Genomic DNA, 25,896 nt, shown 5'->3' on the forward strand with positions numbered 1-25,896 from the left:
TGAGATTGGCTTAACGTTTGAAACGGTACTCGGCGCTGCGCGCGTGGGCCTGCAGCCCCTCGCCATAGGCCAGTTCGGCCGCGATCTGGCCCAGCATCTGCGCCCCGCCCTCGCTGACCTCGATCAGGCTCGACCGCTTCTGGAAGTCGTACACGCCCAGCGGCGACGAGAAACGCGCGGTACGCGAGGTGGGCAGCACGTGGTTCGGGCCGGCGCAGTAGTCGCCAAGCGACTCGCTCGTGTAGCGGCCCAGGAAGATGGCGCCGGCGTGGCGGATCTTCTCGCTCCACTGGCGCGGGTTCTCGGCGGAAATCTCCAGGTGCTCGGGTGCGATGGCGTTGGCGATCTCGCACGCCTCTTCCATGTCGCGCACCTTGATCAGCGCACCCCGGCCGGACAGCGATGCGGCAATGACCTCGCGGCGCGGCATCGTCGGCAACTGGCGCTGGATGCTTTCCTCCACGCGGCGCAGGTAGTCCTCGTCCGGGCACAGCAGGATCGACTGCGCCAGTTCATCGTGCTCGGCCTGCGAGAACAGGTCCATCGCCACCCAGTCCGGATCGGTCGTACCGTCGCAGATCACGAGGATTTCGGACGGGCCGGCAATCATGTCGATGCCGACCGTGCCGAACACGCGGCGCTTGGCGGCAGCCACGTAGGCGTTGCCCGGGCCGACGATCTTGTCCACCTGCGGAAGCGTGGCGGTGCCATAGGCCAGGGCCCCCACGGCCTGCGCGCCGCCGATCGTGAACACGCGGTCCACCCCGGCAATCTGCGCGGCGGCCAGCACCAGTTCATTGCGCACGCCGCCGGGCGTGGGCACGACCATGATCACTTCCTTGACCCCAGCCACGCGCGCCGGGATCGCGTTCATCAGCACCGACGACGGATAGGCTGCCTTGCCGCCGGGCACGTACAGGCCCACGCGGTCCAGCGGGGTCACCTTCTGGCCCAGCATCGTGCCGTCCGATTCGGTGTACTCCCAGCTATGGCTGCCGCACTCGATCTTCTGCTTCTCGTGGTAGGCGCGCACACGGGCGGCGGCGGCTTCCAGCGCGGCGCGGCGCTTGGGCTCCAGGTCTTCCAGCGCGGCTTCGAGCTCGGACTGAGAGATTTCCAGCGCATTCATCGAGACCGCTTCCAGGCGGTCGAAGCGGCGCGTGTATTCGAGCACGGCATCGTCGCCGCGGCGGCGCACATCGGCCAGGATATCGGCGGCGGCGCGGTCGATGGCCTCGTCTTCCGAGGCCTCGAAGGCCAGCACCTGCCGCAGCGCCTCGGCAAAGCCCGGCTCGGTCGAATCGAGCCGGCGGATTGCCAGGTTTTCCATTTCGGATTCGTTCATGACTTCGTTCCTTGCGGGTCCCGGATCAGCGCCACCTCAGGCGATTGCCGCCGAGGCCCGTTCAAATGCGTCAAGAATCGGCGCGAGCCGTTCCCGCTTGAGCTTCAGTGCCGCCTGGTTGACCACCAGCCGCGACGAGATCTGCACGATCTCCTCGACCTCGACCAGGTTGTTCGCGCGCAGCGTGCCGCCCGTGCTGACCAGGTCGACGATGGCATCCGACAGCCCCACCAGCGGCCCCAGTTCCATCGAGCCGTACAGCTTGATCAGGTCCACGTGCACGCCCTTCTTCGCAAAATGCTCGCGCGCCGTCTGCACGTACTTGGTGGCCACGGCCAGCCGCGCGCCCTGGCGCACGGCCTTGGCGTAGTCGAAGCCGGCCGGCACCGCCACCGACATGCGGCAGCGGGCGATGTTCAGGTCGATCGGCGCGTACAGGCCCGCCATGCCGTTTTCCATCAGCACGTCCTTGCCGGCCACGCCGAAATCGGCCGCGCCGTACTGCACGTAGGTCGGCACGTCCGAGGCACGCACGATGATCACGCGCACGGCCGGATCGGTCGTCGGCAGGATCAGCTTGCGCGAGGTTTCCGGGTCTTCGGTGACCTCGATGCCGGCGGCGGCCAGCAGCGGCAGCGTTTCCTTGAAGATGCGGCCCTTGGAAAGCGCCAGCGTCAGCTGGTCGGGCGAGGCATTGAAAGCGGGGCTCATCGTAGATTCTTCAAAACGCGTTCAGGGGCGACTCGATGCGATCGTGGTCGGTCGTTCTTGTATTCAGCCGATGCGGCGGATCATGGCGCCCACGGCCGACAGCTTGTCTTCCATGCGGTCGTAGCCACGGTCCAGATGGTAGATCCGGTCGATCGTCGTTTCGCCATCGGCCACCAGGCCGGCGATCACGAGGCTGGCCGACGCGCGCAGGTCGGTGGCCATCACGTTGGCGCCCGACAGGCGCGGCACGCCAGTCACCACGGCGGTATTGCCCTCGGCCGTGATGCTGGCGCCCAGGCGGTTCAGCTCCTGGACGTGCATGAAGCGGTTCTCGAAGATCGTCTCGGTGATGCGCGCGGTGCCTTCGGCCACGGCGTTCAGCGCCATGAACTGCGCCTGCATGTCGGTCGGGAAGGCCGGATATTCCGAGGTGCGGAAGCTCACGGCCTGCGCCCGCTTCGGCATGGCCAGGCGAATCCAGCTGTCGCCCGTCTCGATATGGGCGCCGGCTTCGCGCAGCTTGATCAGCACCGCGTCGAGGATGGCCGGCGGGATGTCGCGCAGCGTCAGGTCACCGAGCGTGGCGGCGGCCGCGCACAGGAAGGTACCGGCCTCGATGCGGTCGGCCACCACGCTGTGGCGGGCGCCGTGCAGGCGGTCCACGCCATGGATCACCAGGCGATCGGTGCCGATGCCCTCGATCTTCGCCCCCATCTTGACGAGCAGCTCGGCCAGATCGGTCACTTCGGGTTCGCGCGCGGCGTTCTCCAGCACGGTCTCGCCGTCGGCCAGCGTGGCGGCCATCAGCAGGTTCTCGGTGCCGGTCACGGTGATCATGTCCGTCACCACGCGGGCGCCCTTGAGGCGGCTGGCGCGGGCGTGGATGAAGCCGTGCTCGATGGTGATCTCGGCGCCCATTGCCTGCAGGCCCTTGATGTGCTGGTCCACCGGACGCGCGCCAATGCCGCAGCCGCCCGGCAGCGAGACGCGGGCCTCGCCGAAGCGGGCCACGAGCGGGCCCAGCACCAGGATCGACGCGCGCATGGTCTTGACCAGATCGTACGACGCTTCCGGCGCATTGATGTCGGCGCCGGTCAGCGTGGCCACGCCGTCCACCATCCCGGCCTGCATGCCCATCTGGCGCAGCAGCTTGAGCATGGTGCGGGTGTCCTGCAGGTCCGGCACGTTGTCGATGGTCACCGTGTCGGCGGTCAGCAGGCTCGCGCAGAGGATCGGCAGCGCCGCGTTCTTGGCGCCCGACACGCGGATCTCGCCCTTGAGCGGGCCATTGCCCTGGATCTGGAATTTGTCCATGTTCTGTCTGGTACGCCGCCCGGACACACGCCCGGCCGGCAGTTGTTCTGTAGTGAGGGCTGGCTTACTTGCCGGCCCCGGCCTGCCATTCGGCGGGCGTCAACGTCTTCATCGACAGCGCATGGATTTCGGCGCGCATGCGGTCGCCCAGTGCCGCGTAGACCCGCTGGTGCCGCTGGATCAGGCGCTTGCCGTCGAACTCCGCGCTCACGATCGTGGCGAAGAAGTGCTGGCCGTCGCCTTCCACTTGCAGATGTTCGCAGGGCAAACCTTGGGCAATGTAATCCCTGACTTGTTCCGGTGTAGGCAGCATGTCTGTCTCAAATGTAATCAGTGAAGAGCGGCGGATCGATGGATTCCGATCAGTGCCGCAGCTTGTAACCCTTGCGCAGCAGGCGCAGCGCCAGCCCGGCCAGCAGCACGAAGGCCACGGCCATCACGGACAGGCTGTGCAGCGGCGGCACGTCGGACACGCCGAAGAAGCCGTAGCGGAACCCGTCGATCATGTAGAAGAACGGGTTGGCGTGCGACACCGCCTGCCAGAACGGCGGCAGGGAGTGGATCGAATAGAACACGCCGGACAGGAACGTCGCCGGCATGATCAGGAAGTTCTGGAACGCGGCCAGCTGGTCGAATTTCTCGGCCCAGATGCCGGCAATCAGGCCCAGCGTGCCCAGGATGCCCGCGCCGGCCAGGCCGAACACCAGAATCCAGAGCGGATAGGCAAAGTGCAGGTTGGCGAACCACGCGGTCACCAGCAGCACGCCCAGGCCCACCGCGAGCCCGCGGATGACCGATGCGCCCACGTAGGCGCCGAACATCTCCCAGTGCGACAGCGGCGGCAGCAGGATGAACACCAGGTTGCCCGTGATCTTGGACTGGATCAGCGACGAGGAACTGTTGGCGAACGCATTCTGCAGCACGCTCATCATCACCAGCCCCGGCACCAGGAAGGCCGTATAGCTGATCTGGTCGTACACGCGCACGCGGTCTTCGAGCACATGGCCGAAGATCAGCAGGTACAGCACGGCGGTCAGCACTGGCGCGGCCACGGTCTGGAAGGCCACCTTCCAGAAGCGCAGCACCTCCTTGTAGAGCAGCGTACGGAAGCCCACCAGGCCGCCCACCGCCATCGAATCCAGCCGTTGCTGTTGCGTCACGTCAATATCGGCCGGATTCTTCATGCTGCGGCCTCCATGGCGGCATTCGGCGTGCTGCCGGGCATTTCGCCCTCGCGGCGCATGATCTGCACGAATACGTCCTCCAGGTCGGCCTTGCTGATTTCCATGTCCTCGACTTCGCAGCCGGCGGTGCGCAGCGCCGCCAGGATCGGTTCCACGGCCTCGAAACCCGACAGCCGCAGCCGGTACGCGCGCTCGCCCGGGTTGCCCGGCGTGCGCAGCGCCTCCAGCTCGGCCGGCAGCGTACCCTTCGAAAGTGTCAGGACGAGTTGCAACCCGGCAAACTGGTTCAGCAGGCTGCTGGTGCGGTCCAGCGCCACCACCTCGCCGAACTTGAGCATGGCGATGCGGTCGCACAGCGCCTCGGCTTCTTCCAGGTAGTGGGTGGTCAGGATGATCGTATGGCCCTCGCGGTTGAGGCGCGAGATGAACTTCCACAGCGTCTGGCGCAGTTCCACGTCCACGCCGGCGGTCGGCTCGTCGAGCACGATCACGGGCGGGCGGTGCACCAGCGCCTGCGCCACCAGCACCCGGCGCTTCATGCCGCCCGAGAGCTGGCGCATGTTGCTGTCGGCCTTGTTGGTGAGATCGAGGTTGGCCATGATCTCGTCGATCCAGTCGTCGTTGCGTGTCAGGCCGAAGTAGCCCGACTGCAGCCGCAACGTCTCGCGCACCGTGAAGAACGGGTCGAACACCAGTTCCTGCGGCACCACGCCGAGCATGCGGCGCGCCATGCGGTAGTCGTCCACCACATCGTGGCCAAGCACGCTGACCGAACCCGAATCGGCGTGGTTCAGCCCGGCGAGGATCGAGATCAGCGTGGTCTTGCCGGCGCCGTTGGGGCCAAGCAGCCCGAAGAATTCGCCACGTTCGACGCTGAAACTGACGCCCTTGAGCGCCTGCAGGTTGCGGTAGCGCTTGCGGACATCGTTGATTTCGATGGCTTTCATGGCCAGGTGTTGGGACGGGGCCGCTTGCACGGCCGGGCCTCTCTTGGAATTGGGAAGCGCCCTCGAAGGTTAGCCGCGCTGCACCTGAGGGAATGGTCTCAGGCCATGTGGGGGCGACTTGGGGACGAACAACCCGGAATTATAGGGGATACGGGGGTTCCCCCGCTCTGTACCGGTGCGACGCCGGGCCGCGGCCCGGTGCCGTGGCATCGCATGGCCGCACGCAGGTTCACGCGCGCGGCAACGGATGCCGGTTCAATGTCGGTGGTGGTGGTGCGGGAGGGAGGCGCCGGCCGCGAGGCCCAGCAGGCCGTCGACGCCGTAGAGGCTGGCCAGCGACTGCAGTTGCGGCGGCACGCCGTGCAGCGCCAGCGACTGGCCGCGCTGCGCCGCGGCACGCTGCCAGGCCAGCAGCACCGCCACGGCGGAGGAATCCACCTGGGTCAGCGCGCTGCAATCGACCGTCACATCGCCCTGCCGCACATGCGACAACCCGTCACGCAGCACGGCGGCGGCGTTGCGGTTGGTCAGCGTAGGGCCAATGGCGGGCATGGGAGCGGGGCAGTCTCGAAAAGGAAGCTCCCGCCTGGAGGCGGGAGCACATGGGCATTGTAGTCCAGATCCGCGCGCCATGGTGCGGCGCAGCGGAGCCAGGCGTGAGGGTCTCAGCCCTTGGCGTTGGCCAGCTGGCGGTTGCGGTCCTGCAGCGTCTTGATGATGCCGTCGATACCCTGCTGGGTAGCGATGGTATTGAAGCTGCCCTTGTAGGCCTCGGTCAGCCAGGCGCCCAGCACGTTGATGTCGTAGACCTTCCAGCCGGCGGCGGTCTTCTCCAGGCGGTAGTCCATCTGGATCGGCTCGCCCTTGTTGATGACCTGGGTGCGGATCGTGGCGTCGGTGTCCTCGGCCGTGCCGCGGTACGGACGATACTGCACCTTCTGGTCGCGGATCTGGGCGATGGCGCCGGCGTAGGTGCGGATCAGCAGCGTCTTGAACTCGTCGGTGATCGTCTTCTGCTGCTCCGGCGAGGCTTTCGACCAGTTGCGGCCCATGGCGATCTGCGTGGTGCGCGTGAAATCGGCGTGCGGCAGGATCTTCTGCTCCACGAGTTGCGTGATCTTGCCGATGTTGCCGGCCTGCATGTCCTTGTCGGCCTGTACGGTTGCCATCACGTCGTTCACGACTGCCTTGACCAGCGCGTCCGGGTTGGACGTGTCGACGGCCTGGGCCTGCGCGGCGCCCGAGAACGCCAGAACGGTCAGGAAGGGAAGCAGAACTCGCTTGAGCATGGGAATTTCCTTTCTTTATTGTGGTGATACCGCCTTATCGGCAGGATCACGCCCTCCCGGAACACCGATTGCAGCGCCGGGACGGGGTCATTGAAACATAGCAGCCGGTGCCATGTCGTGCCATTTATGGATCAAACGGCACTTTCCAACACTTTGTTTCAGGGCTCACAGCGCGCTCACAGCGCCGGAGCCGTTGCCAGGACTGGGCTGGCGCCCGGTCAGCCGGCCTGGGGCGCCAGCGCGTCCGGAGATGCCGGCGACGGCGCCGATTGATCTTCGTCGTCGTCCGTGGACGGCGGGTTGCCGTCATAGATCAGGTACTGCCGGCGCTGCATGTACGAATCGCGCAGGAAGGCGTACTTGTCGAGCGCGGCGGCCTCGATCAGGTTCGACGCCCCCAGCAGTTGCGAGCGGCCATCGATCACGCGCACGCCGGTCACCGACAGGCGCGCGTACCACGGCGCGATATAGGTGCTCGGGTCCATGAAGCGGTCCACCACCATGCCCGACGCATCGCGCACATTGCTCGGCCCGAACAGCGGCAGCACCAGGTACGGGCCCGAGGGCACGCCCCATACACCCAGCGTCTGGCCGAAGTCTTCCTTGTACTTGGGCAGTCCGGCCGGGGTGGCGATGTCGATCAGGCCGCCGATCCCCAGCACGCTGTTGATCGCCACGCGCATGGTGTCTTCCAGCGCGCGCGTCGGCTTGCCCTGCAGCAGGTTGTTGCCGGCCGAGTAGACGTCGCTGATGTTCGAGAAGAAGTTGCCCACGGCCGTGCGCACCGGCGACGGCACCACGGCCTGGTAGCCTTCGGCCGCCGGCTTCAGCGCGTACTTGTCGAGGTTGTCGTTGAACGTGCTGACGCCACGGTTGAACGGCTCCAGCGGATCGGCCGGGTTGGCGTTGGGGCCCGTGGCGCAGCCGGCCAGGACCAGGGCGGCCGCCGAGGCCGCAATCAGGCGTGCATACATGCTTATTTGCCGCCCAGCCCAGGCGCCGCCGGCAGTGCCGCCGCGCCCGAACCGGACGTATCCGTCGAAGAAGAAGGAGTCGGGGCGGCCGCCGGGGCGGGTGCGCCGCCGCCGGCATCGGCCGCCTTGTTATAGAGGAACTGGCCGATCAGGTTCTCGAGCACCACGGCCGACTGCGTCATCGTGATCTTGCTGCCCTGTGCCAGCATCTTGTCGTCGCCACCGGCTTCCAGGCCGATGTACTGCTCGCCGAGCAGGCCCGAGGTCAGGATCTTGGCCGAGGTATCGCGCGGGAACTCGAAGCGCTTGTCCAGGTGCATCGTGACCTTGGCCAGGTATTCCTTGTCGTCGAACGTGATCGACGACACGCGGCCCACCACCACGCCGGCGCTCTTGACCGGCGCGCGCGGCTTCAGGCCGCCGATGTTGTCGAAGTTGGCGGTCACCGTGTAGGTGTCCTGGAACGAGAAGCTGCTCAGGTTGCCGGCCTTGAGCGCCAGGAACAGCAGTGCGGCAAAGCCCACCACCACGAACAACCCCACCCAGTAGTCCAGCGAATTCTTTTTCATGCGAGTCTCTTTACGAATGCTTTAGCTGAACATCAGCGCGGTCAGCAGGAAATCCAGCCCGAGCACGGCCAGCGACGCCATCACCACGGTGCGCGTCGTGGCGCGCGATACGCCTTCAGGTGTCGGATTGGCCTCGAAGCCCTGGTACAGCGCGATGAACGTCACCGCGATGCCAAAAATGAAGCTCTTGATGACCCCGTTCAGCACGTCGGCGCGCGCATCGACGCCGCCCTGCATCTGCGACCAGAACGCGCCCGCGTCCACGCCGATCATCTGCACGCCCACGAGGTAGCCGCCCAGGATGCCTACCGCACTGAAGATGGCGGCCAGCACCGGCATGGCGATCACGCCCGCCCAGAAGCGCGGCGCGATCACGCGCTGCAGCGGGTTGACGGCCATCATTTCCATGGCGGTCAGCTGCTCGCCGGCCTTCATCAGCCCGATCTCGGCCGTCAGCGACGTGCCGGCGCGCCCCGCGAACAGCAGCGCAGACACCACCGGCCCCAGCTCGCGCACCAGCGACAGCGCCACCAGCAGCCCCAGCGCCTGCTCGGAGCCGTAGCGGTTCAGCGTGTAGTAGCCCTGCAGCCCCAGCACGAAGCCCACGAACAGGCCCGACACGGCGATGATCACCAGCGACAGGTTGCCGACGAAGAACACCTGGTCGGTCACCAGCCGGAAACGGCGCAGCAGCGCCGGCGACAGCGCCAGCAACTGCAGGAACATGCGTGCACCGCGGCCCAGGCCGCCGACAAACTGGCGCAGCGCGGCGCCGATGGAAACGAACAGGCCGGTCAACGCGAGCCTCCGGCAAGGAAATCGTCGGCCAGCGTGGGGCCGGCATAGTGGAACGGCACCGGGCCGTCCGCCTCGGCGTGCACGAACTGCCGCACGAACGGATCTTCCGAGCGGCGCAGGTCCTCGGGCGCGCCCTCGGCCGCAATGCCGCCGTTGGCGATGAAGTAGACGTAATCGGCGATCTGGAACGTCTCCTGCACATCGTGCGAGACGATGATCGTGGTGGCGCCCAGCGCGTCGTTCAGGTTGCGGATCAGGTGGGCGGTCAGGCCCAGCGAGATGGGGTCGAGTCCGGCGAACGGCTCGTCATACATCAGCAGCGACGGATCGAGCGCAATGGCCCGCGCCAGCGCCACGCGCCGCGCCATGCCGCCAGAGATCTGGGCCGGCATCAGGTCACGCGCGCCGCGCAAACCCACGGCATTGAGCTTCATCAAGACCAGATCTCGGATCATCGACTCGGGCAGGTCCGCATGCTCGCGCAACGGGAACGCCACGTTGTCGAAGACAGACAGGTCGGTGAACAGCGCGCCGAACTGGAACAGCATGCCCATCTGGCGGCGCACGGCGTAGAGATCGCGCTGGTCCATCGCGTCGATGTTCTCGCCGTTGAACGTGACGCGGCCGCGCTGCGGACGCACCATGCCGCCGATCAGCCGCATCACCGTGGTCTTGCCGCAGCCCGATCCGCCCATGACCGCCACGACCTTGCCACGCGGAAAGCGCATGGAAAGGCCGGAGAGAATGGGCCGCGCGCCATCGGCGTACGCGAAATCGACGTCCGAGAGTTCGACGATGTTCGGGCCGGTGGCAAGGTGGCCAGCAGGGTTCGGCACGGGAGCGGTCACAGGGTCACCGGTTTTGGGCAGGCCGCCATTATAAGGGCTACTACCTACCGGGCACTGTCCCGTGTGGTGATCTCACCATTGCCACAGCGACAACAATGTGTGGAGGGCGCGCCACCCGGCACCTGGCGCCCGCTTGAAGCGCGCGTCAGGGCTCGGCGCGCGGCGCGCCCTGGCGCAGGATGACCTGCCACTGCACCGATTCCGAGCGGATGGCGGTGGCAAAGGCTTCGGGGGAATCGCGCACCGGCGTGAGCCCGGCCGCCAGCAGCTGCGTCTGGACATCGCGCTCGCTGGTGACATTGTCGAGTTCACCGGCCAGCCGGGCGACGATCGCACGCGGCGTCTTGGCCGGTGCCATCACACCGTACCAGGCCAGGGCGCCGTAACCGTCGAGACCCGCCTCGGTCAGCGTCGGCACCTGCGGCGCCAACGGCGAACGAAGCGGACCTGCCACGCCGAGCATCTTGAGTGCACCTGAACGCACATGCGACTGGACGGCGGTCCAGGAGCAGAAACAGGCGCTGATGCGTCCGGCCAGCATCTCCTGCACCACGGCGTTCTCGCCCTTGGCCTGCACCAGCGGCACCCCGTTCGACCCACCGCGCACCGCGTACTCCGCGTAGAGGTGCGCCGGACTGCCGGGCTGCCCGTAGCCGTAGCTGTACGACGCCGGGTTCGAGCGCACGGCCGTGGCCCATTGCTGCGAAGTCGTCATCGGCAGGCGTCCGTCGATGACGAGGAACAGCGGCGTGGCGGCCACGCGCGCCACGGGCGTGAAGTCGCGCATCACGTCATAAGGCACCGGCTCCAGCCCGGGCTGGATCAGCATGTTGGCCTGATGGAACAGCAGCGTGTGGCCGTCTGAGCTGGCCTTGGCCACGAGGTCGCCCGCCATCGTGCCCGAGGCGGCCGGGCGGTTGTCCACTTCCACAGGCACGGCCAGCCGCACCTCCAGGCGCTCGGCCAGCAGGCGCGCGACGGCATCGGCCACGCTGCCGGCCGGGAATGGGACGATCATCCGCAGCGACCGTGCGGGGAACGAAATCTGGCGATTCTGCGATTCCGCGCGCACGCCTTGCGGAATGCTGGCGAGCTGGGCGAAAGCGGGAGGCTGAGCGAGGACCGCCGTCATGCCACCCAGGCAGACAACAGCACACCCCAGCCACGTGGCAGCGAGTATTGGCAACTTCGCTTTACCTCGCCAAAGCCGCATCATCTTGCGTACTTCGGGCATCAATTTCCTCCGGGCCGCAGCCCACCGCAGCGGCACCAAATCGGCTGAAAGGGATTTTCGAGGCAGTTTCTTTAGTTATGTTCTGGGAGAAATTCTAAGAACAATGGCGCGCCGGGCACAGGCACGTAAACGCTCTCAGGGCGGACCCCAATGTGAGCGCTCGTATAATCCGTTGATGCTTTCAACGTCAGATTTCACGGTCCGGCCGATGCGCGCCGCCGATCTCCCCGCCGTGCTCGATATCCAGGCGCAGTGCTATGGCACAGCGCTCGTTGAGACGGCCGGGGCGCTGGCGAGCCGCCTGGACCTCTCCCCCGCCACTTGCTGGATCTCCGCAGTCCCCGATGGGACGTTGGCCGCCTACCTGTTCACCCATGCCTGGCCCGAGGCGTCGTTGCCGCCGTGGAACGGTACGCTCGCGCGAGATTGGTCCGATGGCGAACCGCTGACGTGGTTCGTGCACGACATGGCCGTGGCGCCGATCGGGCGCGGAGCGGGACTGGCGGCGCGGCTATACGAAGCCGCGCGGAAGGTGGCACTGAGCGATGGCTTGCGCGCTTCGCGGCTGGTCGCCGTGCAGGATGCGGAGGGCTATTGGCGCAGGCTTGGGTACGCGCCAGTGGCGAAGCATTCGCTTGGGGCGAAGCTGGCGACGTATGGAAAGGGGGCGGTGTTGATGGGGTGTGGGATGTAGCGCCGTGACCCGCTGTCTGGCTCCCCTCTCCCGCGAAGTGGGAGAGGGGAGAAAACCGGAGGCACCGGTTGATACTTACCGCGGCAGTTCCGAATACCCCATCAGGAACGCGTCCACCGAGCGGGCGGCCTGGCGGCCTTCGCGGATGGCCCAGACCACGAGCGACTGGCCACGGCGCACGTCGCCGGCGGCGAAGACCTTCGGCACGTTGGTGTGGTAGGCACGCTCGCCTTCGGTCGATGCCTTGGCGTTCTTGCGCGCGTCGGTATCCACGCCGAACGCCTCGAGCACCGAGCCCACCGGGTTCGTGAAGCCCATGGCCAGCAGCACCAGGTCGGCCTTGAGCACGAACTCGCTGCCCGGCACTTCCTGCATGCGGCCGTCCTTCCACTCCACGCGGCACGCCTTCAGCGCCGTGACCTTGCCGTTCTCGCCGATGAATTCCTTGGTGGCTACCGACCAGTCGCGCGAGCAGCCTTCGTCGTGCGACGACGACGTGCGCATCTTGATCGGCCAGTACGGCCACACCAACGGCTTGTTCTCTTCTTCCGGCGGCTGCGGCAGCAGTTCGAACTGGGTCACGGATACCGCGCCATGGCGATTCGACGTACCCACGCAGTCAGAGCCCGTATCGCCGCCACCAATCACGATCACGTGCTTGCCTTCGGCGCGGATCTCGTTGGCGCCGTCGCCAGCCACTTCCTTGTTCTGCGGGATCAGGAACTCCAGCGCGTAATGCACGCCGTCCAGGTCGCGGTTCGGCACCGGCAGGTCGCGCGGCACTTCGGAGCCGCCCGCCAGCACCACGGCGTCGAACTGGTCCATCAGCGCCTGTGCCGAGACGGTCTCGCGGGCGTAGTTCTTGATACCGGCCGGCAGCTTGTCGCCATCGGTCACCATCACGCCGGTGCGGAACGTCACGCCTTCGGCCTGCATCTGCTCGATGCGGCGGTCGATCAGGCCCTTCTCCATCTTGAAGTCGGGAATGCCGTAGCGCAGCAGGCCGCCCACGCGGTCGTTCTTCTCGAACACGGTCACGTCGTGGCCGGCGCGCGCCAGTTGCTGGGCGGCGGCCATGCCGGCCGGGCCCGAGCCCACCACGGCCACGGTCTTGCCAGTCTTGTGCTTCGCCACCTGCGGCGCGACCCAGCCTTCTTCCCAGGCCTTGTCGATGATGGCGTGCTCGATCGACTTGATGCCCACCGGCAGTTCGTTGATGCCCAGCGTGCAGGCGGCCTCGCACGGCGCCGGGCAGATGCGGCCCGTGAACTCGGGGAAGTTGTTGGTCTGGTGCAGCACCTCGATCGCCGACTTCCAGTCCTGGCGGTACACCAGGTCGTTGAAGTCGGGAATGATGTTGTTGACCGGGCAGCCGTTGTTGCAGAACGGAATCCCGCAGTCCATGCAGCGCGCACCCTGGAGCTTCGCCTCGTTGTCCGACAGCGCGAACACGAACTCCTTGTAGTGCTTCACGCGCTTGACTACCGGTTCGTAGCCTTCGTTCTGGCGCGGAAATTCGAGAAAGCCAGTCGCCTTACCCATGTTGCATCCTTGGTCTTGCTTGGCGCGAGGCGGCCGGGCCGGCCTCGCGTGGGGTCAGTATCTTCTCGGCGCCGCGGCCCGTGGCCGGCGGCGCCTCTCGTCGTGGGGCTGCCCGATCAGGCGGCTACCGCTTCGCGATCGCTGTCGCGGGCGGCCTGCTCCTTGGCGTACATCTCGCCCAGCGCGCGCTTGTACTCGGTCGGGAAGACCTTGACGAACTTGCGGCGTGCCGTGGTCCAGTCGGCCAGCAGCGCCTTGGCGCGCTCCGAACCGGTGTAGCGGAAATGCTGCTCGATCAGGTTGCGCAGGATCGCTTCGTCGGCCTGGCGCTTGCCGCCGATCTTGTGCCACTGCGATTCCGGCTGCTCCTTCTGCTGCTCGGCCGTGGCCAGCACCGGCTCCAGCTGCACCATGGCGGTATTGCAGCGCTTGTCGAACAGGCCGTCCTCGTCATAGACATAGGCCACGCCGCCCGACATGCCGGCCGCGAAGTTGCGGCCCGTGCCGCCCAGCACCACCACCGTGCCGCCGGTCATGTACTCGCAACCGTGGTCGCCCGTGCCTTCCACGACCGCCGTGGCGCCCGAGTTACGCACCGCGAAACGCTCGCCGCCCACGCCGTTGAAGAACGCCTCGCCGGCCAGCGCGCCGTACAGCACCGTGTTGCCGACGATGATGTTGCGCGTCGGGTCGCCGCGGAACTCGTGCGGGGCGCGCACGATCACGCGGCCGCCCGACAGGCCCTTGCCCACGTAGTCGTTGGCGTCGCCAACGAGATCGATCGTGATGCCGTGCGCCAGGAACGCGCCGAACGACTGGCCGGCCGTGCCCTGGAACTGGATGTGGATCGTGTCGTCAGGCAACCCCTCGTGGCCGTACTGCTTGGCGATCACGCCCGACAGCATCGCGCCCACCGTGCGGTTCACGTTCTTGACCGGCTGGATGAACGACACGCGCTCGCCCTTGTCGATAGCCGGACGCGCCTTGGCGATCAGCGTATGGTCCAGCGCCTTGCCGGCTTCCACCGACAGGCCGTGGTCCTGCACGTCGGTGTGGTAGCGCGGCACGTCGGCCGGGAACGGCGCCTGGTAGAAGATGCGGCTGAAGTCCAGGCCGCGCGCCTTCCAGTGCTCGATGCCGCCGCGCGTATCGAGCAGGTCGGCGCGGCCGATCAGCTCGTCGAACGTGCGGATGCCCAGTTGCGCCATGATCTCGCGGGCTTCTTCTGCAACGAAGAAGAAGAAGTTCACCACGTGCTCGGGCTTGCCCTGGAATTTCTTGCGCAGCGCCGGATCCTGCGTGGCCACGCCCACCGGGCAGGTGTTCAGGTGGCACTTGCGCATCATGATGCAGCCCTCGGCCACCAGCGGCGCCGTGGCGAAGCCGAACTCGTCGGCGCCCAGCAGCGCGCCGATCACCACGTCGCGGCCCGTCTTCATCTGACCGTCAGCCTGCACGCGGATACGGTTGCGCAGGCCGTTGAGCATCAGCGTCTGCTGCGTTTCGGCCAGGCCCAGTTCCCACGGCGAACCCGCGTACTTGATCGACGACCACGGCGAGGCGCCCGTGCCGCCGTCATGGCCGGCAATCACCACGTGGTCGGCCTTGGCCTTGGCCACGCCGGCTGCCACGGTGCCCACGCCCACTTCGGACACGAGCTTGACCGAGATGTCCGACACCGGGTTCACGTTCTTCAGGTCGTGGATCAGCTGTGCCAGATCCTCGATCGAGTAGATGTCGTGGTGCGGCGGCGGCGAGATCAGACCCACGCCCGGTACCGAGTAGCGCAGCTTGCCGATGTAGTCCGACACCTTGTGGCCCGGCAGCTGGCCGCCCTCGCCCGGCTTGGCGCCCTGCGCCATCTTGATCTGGATCTGGTCGGCGGACGCCAGGTACTCGGCCGTGACGCCGAAGCGGCCCGACGCCACCTGCTTGATCTTCGAGCGCAGCGAGTCGCCGGCCTTCAGTTCCAGGTCCTTCTCGATCACGTGGTCGCCCAGCAGGCTCTTGAACGTATCGCCCTGCTTGATAGGGATGCCGCGCAGTTCGTTGCGGTAGCGCTTCTCGTCCTCGCCGCCTTCGCCGGTGTTCGACTTGCCGCCGATGCGGTTCATCGCCACGGCCAGCGTCGCGTGGGCTTCGGTCGAGATCGAGCCGAGCGACATCGCGCCGGTGGCGAAGCGCTTGACGATTTCCTTGGCCGACTCCACTTCTTCGAGCGGAATGGCGCGAGCCGGATCGACCTTGAACTCGAACAGGCCGCGCAGCGTCATGTGGCGGCGGCTCTGGTCGTTGATGATGTTCGCGTATTCCTTGTACGTCTGGTACTGACCCTTGCCATCGTCCGCACGCACCGAGTGCTGCAGCTTGGCGATGGAATCCGGGGTCCACATGTGCTCTTCGCCACGCACGCGGTAGGCATATTCGCCGCCCGAATCGAGCATGCTTTCCAGCACCGGGTTGTTGCCGAACGCATCGCGGTGCAGGCGCATGGCTTCCTCGGCCACCTCGAAGATGCCGATACCCTCGACATTCGACGGCGTGCCGTGGAAGTACTTCTGCACCAGCTCGCGCGACAGGCCGATGGCTTCGAAGATCTGGGCGCCCGTGTACGACATGTACGTGGAGATGCCCATCTTCGACATCACCTTGAACAGGCCCTTGCCGATTGCCTTGACGAAGTTCTTGACCGCCTTTTCCGGCGACAGGTCGCCCGACAGGCCCGAAGCCATGTCGGCCAGCGTTTCCATCGCCAGGTACGGGTGCACGGCTTCGGCGCCGTAGCCCGCCAGCAGCGCGAAGTGGTGCACCTCACGGGCCGAGCCGGTTTCCACGACCAGGCCGCTCGACGTGCGCAGGCCCTTCTCCACCAGATGATGGTGGATGGCCGACGTGGCGAGCAGCGCGGGAATGGCCACCTGGCCCTCGTCCACGCGGCGGTCGGTCACGATCAGGATGTTGAAGCCCGAACGCACGGCGTCCACGGCCTCGGCGCACAGCGACGCCAGGCGCGCCTCGATGCCTTCCTTGCCCCACGCCACCGGGTAGCAGATGTTCAGTTCGTACGAACGGAACTTGCCGCCGGTGTAGTGCTCGATGTTGCGGATCTTGGCGATGTCCTTGAAGTCCAGCACGGGCTGGGACACTTCGAGGCGCATCGGCGGGTTGATGTTGTTCAGTTCCAGCAGGTTCGGCTTCGGGCCGATGAACGACACCAGCGACATGACCATGTTCTCGCGGATCGGGTCGATCGGCGGGTTGGTCACCTGGGCGAACAGCTGGCGGAAGTAGTGGTACAGCGTCTTGTTCTTCGACGACAGCACGGCCAGCGGCGAGTCATTGCCCATCGAGCCGGTGGCTTCCTCGCCGGCCAGCGCCATCGGCGCCATCAGGAACTTGACGTCTTCCTGCGTGTAGCCGAACGCCTGCTGGCGGTCCAGCAGCGGCGACACCGGCTTCTTCTCGGCGGCCACGTCTTCCGGCTTGGCGTCGATCTCGTCGAGCTTGATGCGCACGGCGTCGATCCAGCTCTTGTACGGCTTGGCGTTGGCCAGGTTGTCCTTGAGCTCCTTGTCGTCGATGATGCGGCCCTGTTCCATGTCGATCAGGAACATCTTGCCCGGCTGCAGGCGCCATTTCTGGACGATGCGCGACTCGGGGAACGGCAGCACGCCGGCTTCCGAAGCCAGCACGACGAAATCGTCCTCGGTCACGTAGAAGCGGGCCGGGCGCAGGCCGTTACGGTCCAGCGTGGCACCGATCTGGCGGCCATCGGTGAAGCAGATGGCGGCGGGGCCGTCCCACGGCTCCATCATCGCGGCGTGGTACTCGTAGAACGCGCGGCGGTTGTCGTCCATCATGGTGTGCTGTTCCCAGGCTTCCGGGATCATCATCATCATGGCGTGGACGAGCGGGTAGCCGGCCATCGTCAGCAGTTCGAGGCAGTTGTCGAACGATGCCGTGTCCGACTGGCCCGGGTAGATCAGCGGCCAGAGCTTGGGCAGGTCGTCGCCGAGCACCGGCGACGAGATCGCACCGGTACGCGCGTTGACCCAGTTCACGTTGCCCTTGACCGTGTTGATTTCGCCGTTGTGGGCGACCATGCGGTACGGGTGGGCCAGTTCCCAGGCCGGGAAGGTGTTGGTCGAGAAGCGCTGGTGCACCAGGGCCAGCGCCGACACGGCGCGCGAATCCTGCAGGTCCAGGTAGTACTCGCCCACCTGGTTGGCCAGCAGCAGGCCCTTGTACACGACGGTACGGGCCGACATCGACGGCACGAAGTATTCCTTGCCGTGCTTGAGCTTCAGGGCCTGGATGGCGTGGCTGGCGGTCTTGCGGATGACGTAGAGCTTACGTTCCAGCGCGTCCGTGGTCATGATGTCGCGGCCGCGACCGATGAAGATCTGGCGGATGACCGGCTCGGTCTCGCGCACGGTCGGCGACATCGGCATCTTGGCGTCCACCGGCACGTCGCGCCAGCCCAGCACGACCTGGCCTTCCAGGCGCACGGTGCGCTCGAGCTCCTGCTCGCAGGCCAGGCGCGAAGCGTGTTCCTTCGGCAGGAAGATCATGCCCACGCCGTACTCGCCGTTCGGCGGCAGGGTCACGCCCTGCTTGGCCATTTCCTCGCGGTAGAACTGGTCCGGGATCTGGATCAGGATGCCGGCCCCGTCGCCCATCAGCGCGTCGGCGCCCACGGCGCCACGGTGGTCCAGGTTCTCCAGGATCTTCAGGCCCTGCGTCACGATCTCGTGGGACTTCTTGCCCTTGATGTGCGCGACCATGCCGACGCCGCAGGCGTCATGTTCGTTGGTCGGGTCGTACAGGCCCTGGGCCTGCGGGCGGCCGGCGGGAGCGACAGGAGCGGTGGGGTGTTGCGTGTGGTCCACGGGCTGAATTCCGGTGAAGGCTGCGCGGATGGCAAGGGCAGACCGTGGGTGGCTGGATGCGGCCTCTATATTGGGCCTGGCAGGCAGCTCCGCAGCGGCGTACACGAGCGTGACGCGCCGCACAATGACTGTGGGTGGAGCAACTATAAGAGAATCGCTTCCCGCCCGCAAAATTATTAAATGGGGTCAGAACACATTAAAAATCGCACCATTTTCGTAGGGGCTTTTAATGGGGACACATTAAATTTGCGGCTTCATCGCACCATCATGGTGCGGCCTGGGCGTCGTCTTGTTCTGCCTTGCTCTCACCGGCTTTCCTCGGCCGGCCCTTCGGCAGCGGCTGGACGCGTCGGGTGGCATGGCGTTCGAGCTGGGCCATGAACCCTTCGTCGCCAAGCGGCCACCCACTATGGGCATGCTTCTGCAGGGTGGCCAAGGTGCGGCCCGACAGCCCCTCACCGGTCAGCGCGCGATAGTTCGACTGGCGCTCGAACGGCGTATTGCCGAGGTGCCAATACAAGGAGTGATCGCTCACAATCGGGCTGGCTTCGATGCCCGCGTGATGGCGATAGCTACTCCAGCGGTCGTGGTCGACGGACAGGACATCTCCAGCCCGCACCGCGTTGCCTTCCACATACAGCATGGCAGGCAGCATCCAGGCATTCGGCTCGATCACGGCGGAGCGGAAGCGCCCCTCCCAGAGCGTGCCGGTGCGGTCGGCCACGCGATTGAAATACCGGGCATAGCGCCGACCCACGGCCTGCATGGTCAGACTCAGCGAATCTACCCCCTTGGGCGTGGCGACCAGATGGATATGATTGGGGCGCAAGCCATAGGCATGAATGGCGAGTTCGTGCTCCCGGGCGGCCATGCGCAGGCAGTCGAGGTAGAACAGGTAGTCGTCGATACCCAGGAAGACCGGCTGACGGTTGTTGCCGCGCTGCAATACCAGCGCGGGCAGATCGGGCGGGGAAAATCGGGGCAGGCGAGCCATGGACAGGACCGGAACGCTGGGATGCCCCGATCATATCCTGATCTGTCCCCTTTTTTGTAGTGGCTGTCTCAGTCGCTCTCGCTGACCGCAAAAATCCGCCGGTGTTCTCGGATCGCATATCGATCGGTCATGCCAGCGATGTAATGGGCGATCAGCCGAGGCTGGTCGGTACCCTGCCCACTGGCCTGGTACTGCGGCGGCAGCAGGCGCGGGTCCTGCATGAAGGCGCCGAACAGGTCGGTAATGATGCGCTGCGCCTTGGCCGACATCCGCATGACCAGATAGTGGCGATACAGATGGCGGAACAGGAAGCGCTTCAAAGCCTGGGCCTCTTCGTGCACTTTTGGGCTGAACGACACGAGTGTGCCAGCCGAGCGCACATCATCGATCGATTTCGGATTGGCGGCCGCGATATTGCGCCCGGTCGTTTCGATCAGATCAACGATCAGCGTGTTGATCATGCGCCGCACGGTCTCGTTGATGGCGCGGCGCCCATTGATGCCCGGAAACGCCGCGGCAACCTCGGCCCGGTGGCGCCCCCACATCGGCACCTCGTCAAGCTGCTCCAGCGTCAGCAGCCCCGAGCGCAGGCCATCGTCGATATCGTGGTTGTTGTAGGCAATTTCATCGGCCAGATTGGCCAGTTGGGCCTCCAGCGACGGCTGGGTGCCTTCAAGGAAGCGGCGCCCCAGCTCGCCCAGCGCGGCGGCGTTGACGCGCGAGCAATGCTTCAGGATGCCCTCGCGCGTCTCGAACGTCAGGTTCAGGCCGTTGAAGCCGCCGTAGCGTTCCTCCAGTTCGTCGACGACCAGCAGGCTCTGCAGGTTGTGTTCGAACCCGCCATGGTTCTTCATGCAGCCGTTCAGCGCATCCTGGCCAGCGTGACCGAACGGCGTATGACCCAGATCATGCGCGAGCGAAATCGCCTCGACCAGATCCTCGTTGAGCCGCAGGTTGCGCGCGATGGAGCGGGCGATCTGCGCGACTTCCAGGCTGTGCGTGAGCCGGGTGCGGAACAGGTCGCCCTCGTGGTTCACGAAGACCTGCGTTTTGTATTCGAGCCGGCGGAAGGCCGTGCTGTGGATCACGCGGTCGCGGTCGCGCTGGAATTCGCTGCGCGACGACGACGCCGCTTCGGCATGCACCCGCCCGCGCGTGCCGGTGGAATGGGCCGCGTAAGGGGCAAGGTGGAGGTCGAGATTGGCGGTGCTGGGAGCGGTGGTCATGCGGGCAATCCGTGGTTCCGTGGCGGGTTCGGGGTTGCAAGGCATAACCCGTCGCTCATGCGACCGGTGCCTCGGTGGGAGGTTTCAATACGGCGTGGCGCAGCGTGTCGCGCAGGTCACTGTCCGGCACGGTGGTGATGAACGCCTCGCCCAGCTTGCGCAGCAGGATGAACTTGATGCTGCCGGCCTCGGCTTTCTTGTCGACCTTCATCAGCTCGACGTATCGGTCCACGCCCAGATCCGGCGCCACCACGGGCAGCATCGCGGCCTGCGTCAGCGTGCGGATGCGCGCGCGGGTCTCGACATCGATGAAGCCCAGCCGGTGCGACAGATCGGCCGCCATCACCATGCCACAGCCCACCGCCTCGCCGTGCAGCCATTCGCCATAGCCCATGCCGGCCTCGATGGCGTGGCCGAACGTGTGGCCGAAGTTCAGGATGGCGCGCAGCCCGCCCTCGCGCTCGTCCTGGGCCACCACGGCAGCCTTGATCTCGCACGAGCGGCGCACGGCCTCGGCCATCAGGCCGGTATCGCACGCGTTGAGCCCGGCGATGTTGTCCTCGATCCAGCCAAAATAGCCGGCATCGGCAATCGCGCCGTGCTTGATGACCTCGGCCAGGCCCGCCGCCAGCTCGCGCGGCGGCAGCGTGCGCAGCGTGTCGATATCGGCGATCACGGCGTTCGGCTGGTGGAAGGCGCCGATCATGTTCTTGCCGAGCGGGTGGTTGATGCCGGTCTTGCCGCCCACCGACGAATCCACCTGCGACAGCAGCGTGGTCGGCATCTGCACGAACGGCACGCCGCGCATGTAGCAGGCGGCGGCAAACCCGGTCATGTCGCCCACCACGCCACCGCCCAGCGCGATCAGCGTGGTCTTGCGGTCGGCGCCGGCCTGCAGCAGCGCGTCGAAGATCAGGTTCAGCGTCTCCCACTGCTTGAAGCGCTCGCCGTCCGGCAGCACCACGGTCCGCACGGTCTTGCCGAGCGCGGCCAGCACGGCCTCGACGCGCGCCGCGTACAGCGGCCCCACGGTTTCATTGGTGACGATGACGGCGTGCTGGCCGCGCACGTGCGGGGCCAGCAGTTCGGCGCGGTCCAGCAGGCCGCCCCCGATGTGGATCGGGTAGCTGCGCGCCCCGAGATCGACTTCCAGCGTGATCATGAATGGGTGTCCTGGGCCGGCTGCCCGTCCGGCTCGCCCGGCTCGTCCGATTCTGCGAGCGGAGCGGCGGGCGAAAACGTGAAGCCGGCCATTTCAAGTTGCATGAGAACCATATTAGCAAGCTGCGCCACGGTCGGCTTGCCGGTTTCGATGATGAAGTCCGCCACTTCGCGGTACAGCGGATCGCGCTCGGCGTAGAGCGCCTCCAGGCGTCCCTTGGGGTCCTCGGTCTGCAGCAGCGGGCGGTTGCGGTCATGGCGCGTGCGCAGCCACAGGTCGTGCGGGCTGGCGCGCAGGTAGACCACGGTGCCGTTGGCTTTCAGCGCCGCGCGGTTGGCCTCGCGCAGCACGGCGCCGCCGCCGGTGGCCAGCACGATGCCGCTGCGCGACGTCAGTTCGGCGATGGCCTGCGACTCGCGGTCACGGAAGCCCGCCTCCCCCTCGTGCTCGAAGATGACCGGAATCCGCACGCCGCAACGCGCTTCGAGCTCGTGGTCGGAATCGAAGAACGGATAGTCGAGGCGTCGGGCCACGGCCCGGCCCACGGTGGTCTTGCCGGCGCCCATCAGGCCAACAAAGAAAAGGTTCGGGCGATTGGCTCTCACAGGACTGTCTTGCACGCTAAGGCTCGGGGCACGCTGCCGCCCGGGAAGGGACGCGACGTGATGCAAACGCCATTGTGCACCATTGCATGGCTCCCGTCCCGGCCCGCCGTCGATACCGCCCACGAGGCCGCCAAAAGGAAAAAGGCCGCGTCGGACTGCGACGCGGCCTGCCAGTTTAATGCATCCGGGCTTCGTGCTGCACCCGGCGGGCGCCCGTGCCGGCTATTTCAGCGAGACGCTGTCGTTCAGGATGCGCGGCGTCAGGAACACCAGCAGTTCGGTCCGGTTGTTGACCTTGGCGTTATTCTTGAACAGGTTGCCGAGCACCGGAATATCGCCAAGCAGCGGCACCTTGTTGACGTTGGTGCTCTCGTCCTGGCTGTAGATGCCGCCGATCACCACGGTGCCGCCGTTATCCACCAGCACCTGGGTCTGCACGTGCTTGGTGTCGATGGCGAAGCCGTTGACGGTCTGGATGCCGACACTGTCCTTGTTCACGTCCACGTCCAGCAGCACGTTGCCCTCGGGCGTGATCTGCGGCGTGACCTCGAGCTTCAGGTTGGCCTTGCGGAACTGGATCGACGTGGCGCCGCTCGACGTGGCCGACTGGTACGGCAGTTCGGTACCCTGCTCGATCAGCGCCTTGATGTTGTTGGCCGTCACCACGCGCGGGCTGGAGATGATCTTGCCCTTGCCGTCGGCTTCCAGCGCCGAGATCTCCAGGTCCAGGAACCGCCCCGCACCGGCGTTGAAGATGCTGAATGCCACCGACGCCGGGTTCGTTCCGTTGATGGCCGCCGCCGGCAGGCTCACCGCCGGGGCGTTGGTCCACACGGTGTCCGCCGTGAACGGCGATGCGACGTTCTCGTAGGAATTGCCCACTGCGGAACCCGACCGGCGCGACGCGAAGCCCAGTTTCACGCCAAGGTTGCGGCTGAACGTGTCGCTGGCCTCGACGATGCGCGCCTCGATGATGACCTGGCGCACCGGGATGTCGATCTTCTGGAGGAAGCCCTGTACCTCTTCGAGCTTGCTGCCGATGTCCGACACGAACAGCTGGTTCGTGCGCGGATCAGCAGTAAGCGAACCACGCTTCGACAGCATCCGCGTCACGCCTGCTGCCGCACCGCCGGCGCCGCCCACCGGTACCGCGCCGCCACCACCAGCGCCGCCGCCAGTCGGCAGGCCCAGCAGCATGCGGCGCACGTCCTCGGCGCGCTGGTAGTTCAGCTGGAATACCTGGCTGCGGATCGGCTCAAGCTCATTGATCTGCTGCAGCGATTCGAGTTCGAGCTTCTCCTTGGTCGCCAGCTCGGCCTTGGGTGCCACCCACAGCACATTGCCATTGCGGCGCGAGGCCAGCCCCTTCGAATCGAGCACGATCTGGAGCGCCTGGTCCCACGGCACGTCCTTGAGGCGCAGTGTCAGGTTGCCCTGCACCGTGTCGCTCGTGATGATGTTCAGGTTCGTGAAGTCGGCAAAGACCTGCAGCAGCGACCGGATATCGATGTTCTGGAAGTTCAGCGACAGCCGCTCGCCGCGATACCCCTGGCCGGCGATCAGCTTGTTCGGATCTTCCTTGACCGGGCGCACCTCGACCACGAACTGGTTGTCGGTCTGGTACGAGCTGTACTCCCAGTTGCCGCGCGGCTCGATCACCAGCCGGGCGGACCCGTTGGCGTCGTTGGCGCGCATGCCCTGCACCGGCGTGCCGAAATCGGTCACGTCGAAGCGCCGGCGCAGGTCCGGCGGCAGCGTCGTACCCATGAAGTCGACCACCAGGTTCTGGCCCTGCTGCTGGATGTTGATGCCGGTGTCGCGCGAGGACAGGTCCACCACCACGCGCGCCGCGTTGTCGGCGCCCCGGCGGAAGTCGATGTTGCGCACCGCGGCGCGGTTCGCGGCGGCAGGCTGCAGGGCGGCCGGGGCCGGCGCGAACGTCGGCGCGGCGGCGGCCACGGACTGCGCCACGTTGTCCATCAGCACCACGAACTGGGTGCCGCGCATTTCCGTCCGATAGGTCGCCGTGCGGCTCAGGTTCAGCACCACGCGGGTGCGGTCTCCGATCTGCATCACGTTGGCGCTCTTGAGCAGCTTGCCGGCGTACTCATACTGCGCGCGGCCAGCCGCGAAACCGGTGTCGAAGAAGTCGATGGCGATCTTCGACGGGTTCTGCGTCGTGAAATCCACCGGCTTCTGCGCCAGCGGGCTCTTGAGGTCGACCGTGAACACGGTCTGTTCGCCAACCACGTTGGCGTCCACCTGCCTGAGCTGGTTGTTCTGAGCCAATGCGGCCGGAGAGGCCAGCATCAGCGCCATGGCGGAAGCGCCCGCGAGCGTCCGGACCCAACGTGCGGTGATCATGCGGATGCCTCCAGCTTCAGGCTGGTCATTTTCTCTTTCCAATCTGAGACCCCTTCCCGAACCAATTCGCGCAACACGATCTCCTGATCGCTGATGCGGACCACCCGGCCATAGCTCTGGCCGAGATACTGACCCACCTTGACGTGGTGGATCTTGTTATCTACGCGTACGACACCGTAGGTCTCGCCGTTCTTCTTCAGCATCCCGAGCATCTTGAAGTTCTCCAGCGGATAGTCTTCAAGCGGCTCGTGTCGCCGTCCGGCCTCCGGCGACTCGGACATCGTCTTGTTCAGTTCGCCGATCTTGGTCTGGGCGAACGGTTCGGGCGCGCTGACCCCGGCGTACTCGCGCGGCGTGTACGGTTTCACGTCGGGCAGGGGCTGGGGCGGCGGCGCCTTGGCGGCGCGCGTCTGGTCCATCCACAGCCGCAGGCCGTCGTCCTCGCTCGCGCCACAGCCAGCCAGGGCGATCACCGCGAGCGCGGCGGCCGCCACCGTGTGCAGTGCCACCGGGGGGCGTCGGTTCAGGAGGCGGCTCACTTGGCACCTCCCTTCTTCCTGGCCGCCGCCTCGACGGCTGCCTTGCGCTGCGCCGCCTGCTCGTCCGGGTCCAGCGCGCGGTATGCCATCGCCACCGCTTCCATCGACAGCGTGCCGTCCTTGGCCACCGTCATGTTCAGGTTACGCATCGACACGATCCGCGACAGGGCCGCCACATCCGCATTGAACAGCGCGACTTCGTGGTAGCGGCCGGTGACCTTCAGGTTGACCGGAATCTCGGCAAAATACGGCTTGACCAGCGCCGGCTGCGGCTTGAACAGCTCGAACTGCAGCCCGCGTGCCACGCCCGCATGGTTGACGTCGGCCAGCAGCGCATCCATTTCGGTGCTGTTCGGCAACTGGCGCTCGGCCAGCGCCACACGCTTCTCGACTTCGGCCTTCTGCAGGCGCAACGCGTCCAGATTGGCCACCTGGGCTACCTTGGTGCGGAACTGCGTCTTCAGGCTCTCGTGCTCGGCGTGCCGGCGGTCGAGCTCGGCGCTCTTGTCGCTCCAGTAGAACTGCCAGCCGAGCAGCAGCACGATCGCCGCCGCCAGTACCGAGAACAGCACGCGCGGCGCGGTCGGCCACGTTTCGGGCTCGTTCAGGTTCAGGCCGCGGAACTGCGCGGTCAGATCCTGCAGGGAAATATCGGAATTGAGCGCCAT

General features: G+C 66.3%; 23 protein-coding genes. 1 reads left to right on the plus strand and 22 read right to left on the minus strand.

Annotated elements, in window-relative coordinates; translation table 11 throughout:
• Positions 1 to 10 precede the first annotated feature (10 nt).
• The 13 genes from hisD to EV147_RS20785 form a co-directional block, all read right to left on the minus strand.
• Positions 11 to 1,345, minus strand: coding sequence for a histidinol dehydrogenase (hisD, locus tag EV147_RS20725; protein WP_130393105.1), 1,335 nt, complete (start codon positions 1,343 to 1,345; stop codon positions 11 to 13).
• Between the two features lie 36 nt (positions 1,346 to 1,381).
• Positions 1,382 to 2,056, minus strand: coding sequence for an ATP phosphoribosyltransferase (gene hisG, locus EV147_RS20730; RefSeq protein ID WP_130393106.1), 675 nt, complete (start codon positions 2,054 to 2,056; stop codon positions 1,382 to 1,384).
• A gap of 63 nt (positions 2,057 to 2,119) precedes the next feature.
• The gene (murA, locus tag EV147_RS20735; protein WP_130393107.1) at positions 2,120 to 3,370 is read right to left on the minus strand and encodes a UDP-N-acetylglucosamine 1-carboxyvinyltransferase; all 1,251 of its coding nucleotides are present in this window, start codon (positions 3,368 to 3,370) and stop codon (positions 2,120 to 2,122) included.
• Between the two features lie 64 nt (positions 3,371 to 3,434).
• Positions 3,435 to 3,683 (minus strand): BolA family protein, encoded by a 249-nt coding sequence (locus EV147_RS20740; protein ID WP_130393108.1) that lies wholly within the window; start codon positions 3,681 to 3,683, stop codon positions 3,435 to 3,437.
• A 49-nt stretch (positions 3,684 to 3,732) separates the two neighbouring features.
• Positions 3,733 to 4,554, minus strand: coding sequence for an ABC transporter permease (locus EV147_RS20745; RefSeq protein ID WP_407923270.1), 822 nt, complete (start codon positions 4,552 to 4,554; stop codon positions 3,733 to 3,735).
• Positions 4,551 to 5,501, minus strand: coding sequence for an ABC transporter ATP-binding protein (locus EV147_RS20750; protein ID WP_130393109.1), 951 nt, complete (start codon positions 5,499 to 5,501; stop codon positions 4,551 to 4,553). Before EV147_RS20750 ends, EV147_RS20745 begins: the two co-directional genes overlap by 4 nt.
• Positions 5,502 to 5,756: 255 nt before the next feature.
• Entirely contained in the window at positions 5,757 to 6,053 is a 297-nt protein-coding gene (locus tag EV147_RS20755; RefSeq protein WP_130393110.1) for an STAS domain-containing protein, read from the minus strand.
• Positions 6,054 to 6,166: 113 nt separating this feature from the next.
• The gene (locus EV147_RS20760) at positions 6,167 to 6,790 is read right to left on the minus strand and encodes an MlaC/ttg2D family ABC transporter substrate-binding protein (RefSeq protein WP_130393111.1); all 624 of its coding nucleotides are present in this window, start codon (positions 6,788 to 6,790) and stop codon (positions 6,167 to 6,169) included.
• Between the two features lie 218 nt (positions 6,791 to 7,008).
• A complete protein-coding gene (locus EV147_RS20765; protein ID WP_198680311.1) occupies positions 7,009 to 7,764 on the minus strand; it encodes an MlaA family lipoprotein in 756 nt (251 codons plus the stop codon).
• A gap of 2 nt (positions 7,765 to 7,766) precedes the next feature.
• Positions 7,767 to 8,333 carry an outer membrane lipid asymmetry maintenance protein MlaD gene (mlaD, locus tag EV147_RS20770; RefSeq protein WP_130393113.1) on the minus strand — a complete coding sequence of 189 codons (567 nt, stop codon included), beginning with the start codon at positions 8,331 to 8,333 and terminating at the stop codon, positions 7,767 to 7,769.
• Positions 8,334 to 8,354: 21 nt separating this feature from the next.
• Positions 8,355 to 9,131, minus strand: coding sequence for a lipid asymmetry maintenance ABC transporter permease subunit MlaE (gene mlaE, locus EV147_RS20775; RefSeq protein ID WP_130393114.1), 777 nt, complete (start codon positions 9,129 to 9,131; stop codon positions 8,355 to 8,357).
• Positions 9,128 to 9,979, minus strand: a complete 852-nt coding sequence (locus tag EV147_RS20780; protein ID WP_130393115.1) for an ABC transporter ATP-binding protein — start codon at positions 9,977 to 9,979, stop codon at positions 9,128 to 9,130. The genes mlaE and EV147_RS20780 overlap by 4 nt, the downstream gene beginning before the upstream one ends.
• Before the next feature lie 145 nt (positions 9,980 to 10,124).
• Positions 10,125 to 11,213, minus strand: coding sequence for a tripartite tricarboxylate transporter substrate binding protein (locus EV147_RS20785; protein ID WP_130393116.1), 1,089 nt, complete (start codon positions 11,211 to 11,213; stop codon positions 10,125 to 10,127).
• 208 nt (positions 11,214 to 11,421) lie between these two features.
• On the opposite strand from EV147_RS20785, the gene EV147_RS20790 reads away from it, so the two are divergent.
• A complete protein-coding gene (locus EV147_RS20790) occupies positions 11,422 to 11,907 on the plus strand; it encodes a GNAT family N-acetyltransferase (protein WP_130393176.1) in 486 nt (161 codons plus the stop codon).
• A gap of 75 nt (positions 11,908 to 11,982) precedes the next feature.
• On the opposite strand, the gene EV147_RS20795 is transcribed toward EV147_RS20790, so the two are convergent.
• The 9 genes from EV147_RS20795 to EV147_RS20835 form a co-directional block, all read right to left on the minus strand.
• Positions 11,983 to 13,449 (minus strand): glutamate synthase subunit beta, encoded by a 1,467-nt coding sequence (locus tag EV147_RS20795; protein ID WP_130393117.1) that lies wholly within the window; start codon positions 13,447 to 13,449, stop codon positions 11,983 to 11,985.
• 116 nt (positions 13,450 to 13,565) lie between these two features.
• A complete protein-coding gene (locus EV147_RS20800) occupies positions 13,566 to 18,233 on the minus strand; it encodes a glutamate synthase-related protein (RefSeq protein WP_198680316.1) in 4,668 nt (1,555 codons plus the stop codon).
• A 370-nt stretch (positions 18,234 to 18,603) separates the two neighbouring features.
• Complete coding sequence (locus tag EV147_RS20805; protein WP_130393119.1) at positions 18,604 to 19,332, minus strand: transposase; 729 nt, start codon at positions 19,330 to 19,332, stop codon at positions 18,604 to 18,606.
• A 68-nt stretch (positions 19,333 to 19,400) separates the two neighbouring features.
• A complete protein-coding gene (locus tag EV147_RS20810; RefSeq protein ID WP_130393120.1) occupies positions 19,401 to 20,558 on the minus strand; it encodes a deoxyguanosinetriphosphate triphosphohydrolase in 1,158 nt (385 codons plus the stop codon).
• A 55-nt stretch (positions 20,559 to 20,613) separates the two neighbouring features.
• Entirely contained in the window at positions 20,614 to 21,720 is a 1,107-nt protein-coding gene (gene aroB, locus EV147_RS20815) for a 3-dehydroquinate synthase (RefSeq protein ID WP_130393121.1), read from the minus strand.
• Positions 21,717 to 22,325 (minus strand): shikimate kinase, encoded by a 609-nt coding sequence (locus EV147_RS20820; protein ID WP_130393122.1) that lies wholly within the window; start codon positions 22,323 to 22,325, stop codon positions 21,717 to 21,719. The genes aroB and EV147_RS20820 overlap by 4 nt, the downstream gene beginning before the upstream one ends.
• A gap of 222 nt (positions 22,326 to 22,547) precedes the next feature.
• Positions 22,548 to 24,689, minus strand: a complete 2,142-nt coding sequence (pilQ, locus tag EV147_RS20825; protein ID WP_130393123.1) for a type IV pilus secretin PilQ — start codon at positions 24,687 to 24,689, stop codon at positions 22,548 to 22,550.
• A complete protein-coding gene (locus tag EV147_RS20830) occupies positions 24,686 to 25,198 on the minus strand; it encodes a pilus assembly protein PilP (protein ID WP_130393177.1) in 513 nt (170 codons plus the stop codon). The genes pilQ and EV147_RS20830 overlap by 4 nt, the downstream gene beginning before the upstream one ends.
• Positions 25,199 to 25,224: 26 nt before the next feature.
• Entirely contained in the window at positions 25,225 to 25,896 is a 672-nt protein-coding gene (locus tag EV147_RS20835) for a type IV pilus inner membrane component PilO (protein ID WP_130393124.1), read from the minus strand.

This window comes from Cupriavidus agavae (genome assembly GCF_004217045.1).
Classification (GTDB): Bacteria; Pseudomonadota; Gammaproteobacteria; order Burkholderiales; family Burkholderiaceae; genus Cupriavidus; species Cupriavidus agavae.